The organism is Limnobaculum eriocheiris, from assembly GCF_021010575.1.
GTDB classification, from domain to species: Bacteria; Pseudomonadota; Gammaproteobacteria; order Enterobacterales; family Enterobacteriaceae; genus Limnobaculum; species Limnobaculum eriocheiris.
In genome coordinates this window covers 22,186-28,185 of sequence record NZ_JAJNAG010000042.1, presented here as the reverse complement: position 1 = coordinate 28,185, position 6,000 = coordinate 22,186, and the positions used below count along the sequence as shown (strand labels likewise).

Sequence of the window (6,000 nt, the reverse complement as noted above, 5' to 3'; positions counted from 1 at the left end):
CGGAGGTGGAATGACCGTTTCGGATCACATCACTCGTTTCAGAACAGCGGGGACAAACTACATCAATCTTTGCCATCAATCATCCAAAGGGCGAAGAATACCACAACACTAAATATGCGTCACGACCTGAAATGGGGCAGTGAATTTAACGTACTTAATCCCGATCGGATATCGTTTTTCGCTGCGAAGTGAGCCCATTGTCAAAATTAATTTTGCAGGGCAATGAAGCGGGTAAGGATGACCTCTTTTTAACTGCTAAATTTTAATATCTATTTAGGTTAATAAATTATTAAAAGGTTTATTGCTACATAGGTCTATTATTTCAACCTATTGTTTTATGATTAGATGATAAATTTATTTGTTGATATAAGCCGTTCTGGATTATTGACTTAGATTTCCTTATTGGCATTATATATGTTTTCATTTTTAGCATTATCAACATCACAGGGATGTTTTATGAATAAAAAGAAATCAGGTCAGGAAAAGAAAATAACTCATGGGCTGTACAAAGTCGGTGAATCAAATTATTTACTCTCCAATGGTCCGGATATGATTAGCGCCCATTTGCGCAGAGGCAAAGCATGGGAACAGGCTTGCCTTGATATTGCACAGTTGCTCATCGAAAATATTCAAAATCCAGTTCTGATTGATGTTGGTGCTAATTTAGGTGCCTGGTCTGTGCCAATGGGGCGTCATATCAAAAGAGTTGATGGTCGAATTTATTCTTTTGAGCCACAGCGTCAGGTGTTTTATCAATTGTGCGCCAATTATTTAATTAATGATTTATCGAATTGCTATGCAAATAATATGGCGGTTGGCGATTATAACGGTGAGATAGATGTTCCTCAGTTGGATCCGCATCGCTCAGATAATCTTGGCGCGCTATCTTTAAATCCGGAAATTCGGATAGAGCAACAATTTATTATTTCCCCGGAAACGCGATCTGAGAAAGTACGTATTGCCACTTTAGATAGTCTTAACCTGCCAAAAGCGCATTTAATCAAAATAGACGTAGAAGGCCTGGAACTTGAGGTTATTACCGGGGCAAAAGGCTGGCTATCAGAATCGGGCTACCCTCCTATTTTGTTTGAAGTATGGGGTGATTATATGCAGGGGATGATCGCTAAAAGAAACGAGCTGATGAGTCTGGTTGAAGGCCTCGGGTATCATGTCGATCTGTTTGGTGAATTATGTATTGCCCAGCATCATTCCAATAAGCGTTTAGGACTGACGATCGGTGAAAATCAGTTAACTATCCAACGGTTATAATATTTTTAATCGGCTACCCGATATAAAACCCTCTTCGGAGTAACACCGATCGGTTAAGCGAAATGATCGGTTGAACGATCCGGCAGATAGACGACAATAGCCTCATCAATTCTCTGATGGGGCTTTTTTTTATGCTTTCTTTAAGTGTTTTGAAATAGATGAGATTTCGCTTTATCGGCTCTATAAGTGTCAAGTTAATGAGGCTGTGATATTATTTTAACCATGAAGATTTGGGTGGGGATTTTATGAGTCAGGATGAATTGCAAAGCTTTTTGCAGATTCAAGAGGTAACTTTTTCTGCGGTAGCTGGGCGTTTAAAAGTAAAGTACCCCCACCAATCTCTACGGATTGTTGTCCCTAAAGATTTTCATGATCCGATCATTACTGATGATTTGCAGTGTTTAAAAGATAGAGGCGTACTTCAATTTAACCCGGGGTTAAAAATCTTTCCGATGGAGATAGGTTGTGATCACCCCGTGAGATTAGTCATTTATTATAGAGAATTACCAATAGGGTTTGCGTTTGGTAATGTAAACTACTCAAACCAAACAATAGAAATATTGTGGATGGAGAAAAGAAATGATGCTCACGAAGATCTTGATCATCAATTTTTAGGGATAGTCCTGGATGCATATTTGACTTATGTTGCGGTTCTACTATCTACCGGAATTAAAATTAATAAATTTGCTTTGGTTGGTCCAATTCATGGAGTGATAGCCTATTATACCCAGAGCGGATTCGCATATGAACAGAACTATCTTAGACAATGCGACGCAATGGTTAGACCAATCTTAATCCCGGCAGAAAGTTTAGTTAACTAAACAAAGTAATGGACATCGCCTGTATAAGATTGTAGGTTATACACAACCAGTGAAGGTTAGTGACACGGATTTACCGTGTTTTTTTCAACATTTTTCTGAACTGATAGTTCAGAAAAATGGTCTATAGTTACATGGAAGTCACATTTCCTTGAGGTGAATTATGAACAGCGTAAAAGTTGACAAGGCCAGTATTGAAGGCATTGTAGCTGGTCTTTTTGCGGACGGCCGCTCACCAATGGAGCATTTTGGTATTGAATGGGCACAAATCGAGACGCTTGAGCGTCGTGAGCCTGGAGTTGTAATTAAGTTAGCATCGCCAGAAGAGAAGATTGCTGCTTGTGGTGGAACACGGTAACTTTAAATATCAGAATGCGAACCCAGCCATAGTGCTGGGTTTTTTTATTTCTTAACCTTATTAGTTCTGGTATATGTGAACTACATGTCAAAAGTTGGACATCCAACAAGTCTATCGTAATCAGTGCCACCTCGTCTGGACAGCAAAGTACAGATATAAGATCCTCAAAGGTAATCCTGGCAAAGGGGGTATTTTGTGGATTCAGTAGGAGCCAATGAAGAAATCATTCGTAGATATGTACGGCATCAAGACAAGGTAGCTAAAGAGGAAAGACAATTACAACTGGGCCTTGAAAGTTAGTGTATTAGTAGCCCCCTTTTAGAGGGCTGTGTCAAAGCCACCTGCGATACAGATGGATTATTTACTATTCAGACCTTTCCTGAGGGAATCAAATGGGCATTTTATTGTCTTAGTAAATTACCGCCTCTGGCAATGAAGAAGGGATGCTATCGCCAGCAATGGCAAAGTTTGATAATTGATCATTGATATAATGTTTTCAATATCGTTAATTTCTTCAGAACGTTGATTTTTTCAGCCCCGGGCAAGATAACGCTATACTATATTGGTGCAATTATAGTGGTGTAGATATCGGGCACGATGCTAAATGAGTCAGCTTTGAAGCAGGCTAATATTTATAGCTTAATGACAAAAAGTGAGGATGTTTGTGACGGAAAATTGGCACAGCTTAATCAAGAAAAGCACGTTTATAGCGGGGTTGATGGTTGCCGTAACGGCTCAAAGTGCATGGGCTGATTCTCTCGGCGCCCAGCGTGAACGCTATCAGCAAGTGAAAATGGCATGGGACAGTAATCAGATGGATGAGGTTTCTCGCCTGATGCCAACGCTAAGTAGCTATCCGCTCTATCCTTATCTGGAATATCGCCAACTGACTCAGGATTTAACGGCTTTAAGCGTTAAACAGGCAGGGCAGTTTGTGACCCGTTATCCTACATTGCCACTTTCACGCAATCTGAAAAATAATTTTATTAATGAACTGGCCCGTCGTCAGGACTGGAACGGCATCGTTAGTTTTACGACAGAACCACCGTCTTCAGCGGCGTCCCGCTGCAATTTTCACTATGCTCAGTGGGCCACCGGTAATCGCCAGCAGGCTTTTGATGAAGCTAAAGCCATTTGGTTAACGGGTAAATCATTACCTTCTTCCTGCGACAAACTGTTTAGCGAGTGGCGTAACGCCGGTCAGCAAACAGCTCTGGTTACACTGGAGCGCATTCGTTTAGCCACGGAAGAAGATAATACGTCATTAGTGAACTCCCTGATTTCACAACTTCCTGCCAGTTATAAAAGCATGGGGGATGGACTCAGCCGGTTACAGAAAGATCCGTTAAGCGTTGATGCTTTTGCCCGAGAGTTTTCACCAACCGACTTTACGCGTGAAGAGACGCGTTTAGCTTTCGCCAAAGCGGCTCGTAAAGATGTGGAAAGAGCCAGAGCGATGCTACCGCAAATTGCCAGCGCGCAAAAAATGAGCCAGCAGGATAAGCAAGCGCTGGAAAGCAGTATTGCTATTCGTCTGATGAACAACAATGTGACCAGCGAACAGGCCAACTGGCGTGATGCCGCGGTAGCCCGTAGCACTGATGGTGACTTGATTGAACGGCGCATTCGTCTGGCCTTAAGCAGTGGCGATCAAAATGGCGTTGCGCAGTGGGTCACTCGTTTACCCGCTGAATATGCGGCAAAAGATGAGTGGCGTTACTGGCTTGCTGATAGCCTAATCAGCAAAGGTAAAAAGAGCGAAGGGCAGACTATTTTGCGTGATTTAATGAATAATCGCGGTTTCTATCCGATGGTTGCTGCCCAGCGCCTGAATGTGCATTATCCGGTCAAAGTTGAAAATGCGGTTAAACCAACCCAGTCGTTAACTCAGCGTGCCGAAGTAAATCGGGTGCGTGAGTTGATGTACTGGAATCTGGATAATCTGGCCCGTTCTGAGTGGCGCAATCTGGTAGAAAGTTTACCTAAACAGGAGCAGGAAGCGTTGGCCCGTTATGCTTTTGAACAGGGCTGGGCGGACCTCAGCGTGCAGGCAACCATAGTGGCCAAATTATGGGACCATATTGAAGAGCGCTTCCCGCTGGCTTATCCAACCATGTTTAAATCATCAACCAATGATAAAGACATTACGGTTTCCTTTGCCATGGCGATTGCCCGCCAGGAAAGTGCCTGGAACCCACAGGCTCAGTCTCCGGTCGGGGCGCGCGGATTAATGCAACTTATGCCAGCGACGGCGAAGCAAACTGCACAGCGCAGTAGTACCATTAACTATAATAATGTCAGTCAGTTGCTCGATCCTGAAACCAATATTCAGTTGGGGACAACTTATCTGGAGCACACTTATCAGTTGTTCGGTAAAAACCGCATTCTGGCTGCGGCGGCATACAATGCGGGGCCGGGTAGGGTGAACAGTTGGTTAAACAACAGTGCCGGGCGTCTGGATGCGGTGGCGTTTGTGGAAAGTATTCCGTTTAACGAAACCCGTGGCTATGTGAAGAACGTATTGGCTTACGATCTGTTCTATCGCAGCTTTATGAGCCAGCCAACCGTAGTGATGACCGATTCTGAGTGGAAACGCAGCTACTGATTGAGATGTTTATCTCTGCATTTTTCTCCGGCTTATGCTATTGTACTAGCAAGATAGTTCATCAGCCGGAGAAAATCTTATGTCAGCATCAAATCAACAGCAAGAGTGGCAGGATTTTGTCACTCTGTTACAGAAATCTTTTGCCGATGAATACCAGCTTGATCTGCTGCAACTATTAATGACGCCAGATGAGCGGGAAGCATTAGGAACCCGCGTGCGGATTATTCAGGAGCTTATGCGTGGTGAGATGAGCCAAAGGGAGCTGAAGAGTGAACTGGGTGCCGGTATTGCTACCATTACCCGTGGCTCAAACAGTTTAAAAATGGCCAGACCTGAATTCAGAACCTGGCTGGAAGAGACATTGCTGAAAGATACGGATAAATAACCTGATATTTGGTTTAATTTATTTATCATGCACCTGATAGATATCATTATGGAAGGGTACAAAAGCCAGCAGAAGTGCTTGTTGATAGACGCTGGTACGGGAAAGTCTACCTTCGGTAAACAGGCCAATAGCCCCGCCCTGTTGTTTAATATTGCTGATCCCGGTTAGTTGAGCCATTTCATCACCCAGCTCTTTACCTTCATACAGGCTTTTCAGGATCACAGGAGGTAGCGTCAGGCTGGCTGAACGGGCTTCACCACGACACCGATTATTTTCAATGACAATCCAGGCAAATGTCATATCATCGTCAATTCCGGCCTCAATGCCGATCCAGAAGTCAGCCTCCGGCCTGACCTGACGGGCAGACATTACCCGATGACGGGCGCCGGTACGGGTCTCTTTATCACCCATTGGCTGATTAGGGACACCGCTGTTAACTTCAACGCTCTCGATTCGACAGCTGTCGGGGCCAAACAGTTCGTTAAATGCCTGGCTAATGGCGTTGATCTTAGCGGGGTTAGTGGTTGCAGCAATCACATGATACATAGCATTAAATCAAGGTAGT

7 protein-coding genes and 1 pseudogene are annotated in these 6,000 nt (G+C 43.8%); 6 read left to right on the top strand and 2 right to left on the bottom strand.

Annotation, left to right across the window (positions count from 1 at the left end):
* The coding region (locus LPW36_RS14395; RefSeq protein ID WP_338085967.1) for an IS1 family transposase at window positions 1–76 on the bottom strand (76 nt) is incomplete at its 3' end.
* A 380-nt stretch (window positions 77–456) separates the two neighbouring features.
* Between LPW36_RS14395 and LPW36_RS14390 the strand changes: the two genes are divergently transcribed.
* From LPW36_RS14390 to trpR, 6 genes and pseudogenes are all read left to right on the top strand, one after another.
* The gene (locus LPW36_RS14390; RefSeq protein ID WP_230610730.1) at window positions 457–1,269 is read left to right on the top strand and encodes an FkbM family methyltransferase; all 813 of its coding nucleotides are present in this window, start codon (window positions 457–459) and stop codon (window positions 1,267–1,269) included.
* A 245-nt stretch (window positions 1,270–1,514) separates the two neighbouring features.
* The gene (locus LPW36_RS14385) at window positions 1,515–2,090 is read left to right on the top strand and encodes a hypothetical protein (protein WP_230610728.1); all 576 of its coding nucleotides are present in this window, start codon (window positions 1,515–1,517) and stop codon (window positions 2,088–2,090) included.
* Between the two features lie 160 nt (window positions 2,091–2,250).
* Window positions 2,251–2,445 carry a hypothetical protein gene (locus LPW36_RS14380; protein ID WP_230610726.1) on the top strand — a complete coding sequence of 65 codons (195 nt, stop codon included), beginning with the start codon at window positions 2,251–2,253 and terminating at the stop codon, window positions 2,443–2,445.
* Between the two features lie 177 nt (window positions 2,446–2,622).
* Window positions 2,623–2,745, top strand: a pseudogene (locus tag LPW36_RS18015) (IS200/IS605 family transposase); the annotation flags it as partial.
* 388 nt (window positions 2,746–3,133) lie between these two features.
* Window positions 3,134–5,050: a murein transglycosylase gene (sltY, locus tag LPW36_RS14370; protein WP_230610733.1), complete on the top strand. Its 1,917-nt coding sequence runs from the start codon at window positions 3,134–3,136 to the stop codon at window positions 5,048–5,050.
* Between the two features lie 79 nt (window positions 5,051–5,129).
* Window positions 5,130–5,435 (top strand): trp operon repressor, encoded by a 306-nt coding sequence (gene trpR / locus LPW36_RS14365; RefSeq protein ID WP_230610724.1) that lies wholly within the window; start codon window positions 5,130–5,132, stop codon window positions 5,433–5,435.
* 18 nt (window positions 5,436–5,453) lie between these two features.
* Here the strand turns inward: trpR and yjjX are convergent, their stop codons facing one another.
* Complete coding sequence (yjjX, locus tag LPW36_RS14360; RefSeq protein ID WP_230610722.1) at window positions 5,454–5,981, bottom strand: inosine/xanthosine triphosphatase; 528 nt, start codon at window positions 5,979–5,981, stop codon at window positions 5,454–5,456.
* Window positions 5,982–6,000 lie beyond the last annotated feature (19 nt).